This window comes from Pseudoalteromonas sp. BZA4, assembly GCF_040104395.1.
In the GTDB taxonomy this organism is placed as follows: Bacteria; Pseudomonadota; Gammaproteobacteria; order Enterobacterales; family Alteromonadaceae; genus Pseudoalteromonas.
Window position 1 is genome coordinate 1 of sequence record NZ_JBECOT010000116.1, and the last position, 4,309, is coordinate 4,309.

Annotated in this window: 4 protein-coding genes and 1 pseudogene; 4 read left to right on the forward strand and 1 reads right to left on the reverse strand. The window is 43.9% G+C overall.

Translation table 11 applies throughout. The features are described from left to right. Window positions 1-622: 622 nt before the first annotated feature. The 3 genes and pseudogenes from ABMY41_RS21395 to ABMY41_RS21405 form a co-directional block, all read left to right on the forward strand. Window positions 623-943 (forward strand): helix-turn-helix transcriptional regulator, encoded by a 321-nt coding sequence (locus ABMY41_RS21395; protein WP_063530062.1) that lies wholly within the window; start codon window positions 623-625, stop codon window positions 941-943. Continuing rightward, window positions 936-2,150, forward strand: a complete 1,215-nt coding sequence (locus tag ABMY41_RS21400) for a HipA domain-containing protein (RefSeq protein WP_063530061.1) — start codon at window positions 936-938, stop codon at window positions 2,148-2,150. Before ABMY41_RS21395 ends, ABMY41_RS21400 begins: the two co-directional genes overlap by 8 nt. Window positions 2,151-2,366: 216 nt before the next feature. Beyond that, a pseudogene (locus tag ABMY41_RS21405) lies at window positions 2,367-2,528 on the forward strand (DNA-binding protein); the annotation flags it as partial. A gap of 84 nt (window positions 2,529-2,612) precedes the next feature. Here the strand turns inward: ABMY41_RS21405 and ABMY41_RS21410 are convergent. Then, window positions 2,613-3,536 carry an IS5-like element ISSpu11 family transposase gene (locus tag ABMY41_RS21410; protein ID WP_063530059.1) on the reverse strand — a complete coding sequence of 308 codons (924 nt, stop codon included), beginning with the start codon at window positions 3,534-3,536 and terminating at the stop codon, window positions 2,613-2,615. Between the two features lie 411 nt (window positions 3,537-3,947). Here ABMY41_RS21410 and ABMY41_RS21415 point away from each other — a divergent pair, with 411 nt between their 5' ends. Further along, the gene (locus ABMY41_RS21415; protein WP_063530058.1) at window positions 3,948-4,217 is read left to right on the forward strand and encodes a hypothetical protein; all 270 of its coding nucleotides are present in this window, start codon (window positions 3,948-3,950) and stop codon (window positions 4,215-4,217) included. Window positions 4,218-4,309: the final 92 nt, after the last annotated feature.

Below are 4,309 nucleotides of genomic sequence, written 5' to 3' on the forward strand. Positions count from 1 at the left end.
TATAGAACGTGCGCTAAACGCCAGACCTAGAAAGTGCCTAGGTTACAAACAGCCTGTCGTTGTGTTTAACGAATTACGCAATGCGGCCTAATTTAGCGAGTGGTGCACTTCGGGGTTGAATTCGCGCTTACATAACATTGCTATTACTTAGCCGAACGCTATCTAAGCTCTCCAAGTGCATGATGTTGCTGACGACGTTGAAGCGAACCAATACGGTTATTTCTAATTGAGATATCAGACTTACCTTCAAATTTAGTTGCTGTTTACACCATCATTTTGCACTTGTTTTTCGACTTGTGTGTACAAAATTTCCTGTAACTGTGTACAAACTTCCTCTTTGTTGCACTTATCTTCTGGCGATTTGACGCGAGTTCTTCTGTAGCCCTTGCTGTATAAGGGCTGAGCGACAAAAGTACTTAGGGAGTTTGATGCGTCAGTTCGCGATTATCAGCGAGAGTATCGCTCTTTTGTCGATGACAAAAATCTCCTTCTACTTATATGTAATTATGTATCAGATAATGGATTTTGATATGTAATAGCTAATCGAATTTGTGTTGTTTGAGTTACTGTGATATGTTTCTGTATATAATTATTCTTAAGTGATGCATTAAGGCGTATCGAAATGAGCTATGTAACAGAGCAGATACTAGAAAGTCTTCGAGAAGCTCGGGTACGAAAGGGGTTTAGCCAGAGAGAGTTAAGTACTCGTTCGGGTGTGCCTCAAAGCCATATTTCGAAAATCGAGTCTGGCAGTGTTGATTTAAGAATATCCAGTTTGATTGCACTTGCCCGTGTACTAGACCTAGAGCTATTGGTTGCGCCTAAAAAGTCTGTACCTGCCATCAAGTCGATCATTCGAAGTGGCCAAGGTATTAACGGCATCAGCGATGAGGGTGAGCCAATGTCGCCCGCGTATCAGTTAGAGGAAGACGACGATGACTAACCATGTCTCTACGCTCAACGTGTTGCTCTATGGTGAACCGATCGCAACGATCACCAACGTGGGTAATGACAGAACACTTTTTGCCTTTATGGATTCGTACATTAATGACGAATCGCGGCCTGTGTTAGGGCTTGGCTTTAAAGATTCGCTCGGTGGCCTGCTGACTAGCTTCAAACCTACCCAAACTAAGTTAACCCCGTTTTTCTCCAACCTTTTACCAGAAGAAACCATGCGTAATTACCTGGCTGAGCGTGCTGGTGTGAACCCAGCACGGGAGTTTTTTCTATTGTGGGTGCTAGGGCAGGATTTAGCTGGCGCGATCACGGTTGAACCGGCGGGTGGTGAAGCGCTGCCACCTAATGTGCATCAAGGCATTGACGATGAAACGAAAATTGAAGCGCCGATGCGCTTCTCATTGGCGGGTGTGCAGTTGAAGTTTTCAGCCGTGCAACAGGCTAACGGCGGCTTGACCATTCCAGCAACTGGTAAAGGTGGCTCTTGGATTGTGAAGTTGCCGTCATCTCGATTTGACGCTGTGCCAGAAAATGAATATTCAATGATGGAACTGGCTCGAATGTTGGGAATGGACGTGCCAGAAACGCAGCTACTCCCTATTAATCGGATTACTAATATCCCAAATGGCATTGGCAAATTTGGTGATAGCGCTTTTGTGATCAAGCGTTTTGACCGTGCAGATGGTCAAGCTGTTCACATTGAGGACTTTGCGCAAGTGTTTGGCGTTTATCCTCAAGATAAGTACAAAAAAGCCAGTATGCGAAATATTGCTCAGGTTATCGGTATTGAAGGGCAAGACGAAGACATTGCTGAATTTACTCGCCGACTGGTGTTCAATACCTTAATTGGCAATGCGGATATGCATTTGAAGAATTGGTCTGTGATCTACAAAGATAAGCGCACCGCATCGATTGCGCCTGCTTATGACTTTGTTTCAACCATTCCTTATATCCCCGATGATAGTGCATCGCTGAAGGTGAGCCGTAGCAAGAGATTCAGCGATTTCACGCTGGATGAGCTATCACACTTAGCGGCTAAAGCCATGTTGCCAGAAAAATTGGTGTTAGATACAGCCAAACAAACCGTAGCAGGCTTCCATGAGGTATGGGCGAAAGAAAAAGCGCATTTACCCCTTACTAAGTCAGTCATTGAAGCCATTGAAATGCATTTACGAAGTATACCGCTACGCTGAATTCCTAGTAGCTAGAGCGTGCATATTGATAAAGATGGTTTAACTTAATGCGATTTTACGGCACTTTTCGCCGTAAACTGGAAATTTGGTAAACTGCACAATGATACCGGTGTCATGATAAGGCTGATCTTCTGAACAAATCATGCATCTTTCTGACCATCAACAAGTGATGAACCAGGCGATGATAGCTTTACATTGATTTTCAGGAGAATACAGATGACAGCAGTAGCGCACCAGGTAACCCCTTTTCTAACATCTTACGAAGTGATGGCTCGTTACCACATTAGCTATACGACGCTCTGGCGAAGAATAAAAGATGGTAGCTTGCCGCAACCTCGTATCAACCGAAATACACGAAACAAGCTGTGGCACATTGAAGGTTATGTGCAAAGAGACAAGCGCCAAGGGGCTTTGTTTCCTAAATCGATTCAGCGAGCAAAGCTCCTCATAATCGTTTGAATATTAAACTACACGGTAAGTTTCAGGCATGCCTAGCCCAGTGAGTTTGTTCAACGCCTTTATCATCGCGTAAGTTTCTCCTACCTGACCGTTATAATTTCGCAGGCTCAATCTGCCACCAAGTAGTTGCTTCACTCTGTACATTGCTGTTTCTGAGATTGACCGCCGATGATAACCATACCGTTTTTTCCACTGTTTATTTGAACCATGAAGCTGTTGCCAACTGACCGCTAAGTTACGCGGATGACCTTGTTCCCAGAGCGCAGCGCCTTCCCTCGGTGGAATGAGTACTAAAGCCCGTTTTCTACGAACGGCATCGTGACAGGCTCTTGTGTCGTAAGCACCATCACCTGAGATATTGCGGATTTTGCGATGGATTTGCTTGAGCAAATTCGGCATAACTTTAGCGTCAGTGACACCGGATAAACTCAGTTCCGCTGCAATAATTTCATGGCTATGGGTATCGACAGCGATATGCAGCTTACGCCACACGCGGCGCTTGCCATCTGTGCCATGTTTCTTCACTTTCCACTCACCTTCGCCATAAACCTTCAAGCCTGTCGAGTCGATAGCCAAGTGCTCAATGGTGCCACGCGTCTTGGTTTTAAAAGCAATCTTGACGGTTTTAGCGCGTTTGCTGATGCAAGTGTAATGTGGGCACGAAAGCGGAATATCAGCCAGTTTAAACACCGAGTTGATAAAGCCTTGTAACGCTCGTAGTGGCATCGAGAAAACACGTTTAACCATCAGCGCGGTGGTAATGGCTAAGTCGCTAAATACGCGTGGTCGACCTTTCCTTGGTTGCTCGGCCTTAGCTTTCCACTGGGCGATAGCGTCCTCATCAATCCAGAAGGTAAGTGAGCCACGATTGATCAGGGCTTGATTGTATTGCTTCCAGTTGATTGTTTTATATCGAGGTTTTGACACGATTGATGGGCGAGTTGATGGGCTATGTCGATCAGATCACCAGCTATGGTTTTAGTTCAACTGATTTAGGAAACAAAGCCTCTACGGTATAGCGAGTAGATATCAAATAGCTATGTGAGAGGCCTAATTTCATGCTTAAATTGTAAGCCTTTTATTGAGGGTAAAATAGCTAACTCTAGGTTATTAACCTCAATATACTGAACTATACATAGATATGCGATGGCGCCCGTGGATAGTATAAATTAATCGAATATGTTATCTTATTTGCTTGTAATGCTTTCTCAAACTTAATAATTTTAGTTTGGTATTCTTAAATACTCCCCCTTGATTTGGCTCATACAAAAAGTTGAATAGAATAGATGGTAGCCATGAAACCCTAATCGGGGGAAGTACAAATTTGGTAATGGGATTATGGCTATAGAAGTCGTTTATCAATACATTTTAGGTTCTGCTTTTTTGGCCTTTCTTTGCATTATTGCGAGTGTAATAACTAAGCGTGTAGGTGTGCCAATATTACTAGTTTTTCTACTGCTTGGAATGTTAGCAGGAGAAAATGGTCCTGGTGGAATAAAGTTTAACGATTTTGGTTTAGCTTTTTTATTTGGACACATAGCGTTAGCCATTATTATTTTTGATGGTGGGCTTGGCGCGAATTCAACCCCGAAGTGCACCACTCGCTAAATTAGGCCGCATTGCGTAATTCGTTAAACACAACGACAGGCTGTTTGTAACCTAGGCACTTTCTAGGTCTGGCGTTTAGCGCACGTTCTATA

What these genes read in the sequence shown, in the direction of transcription:
- ABMY41_RS21395 (WP_063530062.1), top strand. Translation starts at nt 623, where the DNA reads ATGAGCTATGTAACAGAGCAGATACTAGAAAGTCTTCGAGAAGCTCGG.
- ABMY41_RS21400 (WP_063530061.1), top strand. Translation starts at nt 936, where the DNA reads ATGACTAACCATGTCTCTACGCTCAACGTGTTGCTCTATGGTGAACCG.
- ABMY41_RS21415 (WP_063530058.1), top strand. Translation starts at nt 3,948, where the DNA reads ATGGCTATAGAAGTCGTTTATCAATACATTTTAGGTTCTGCTTTTTTG.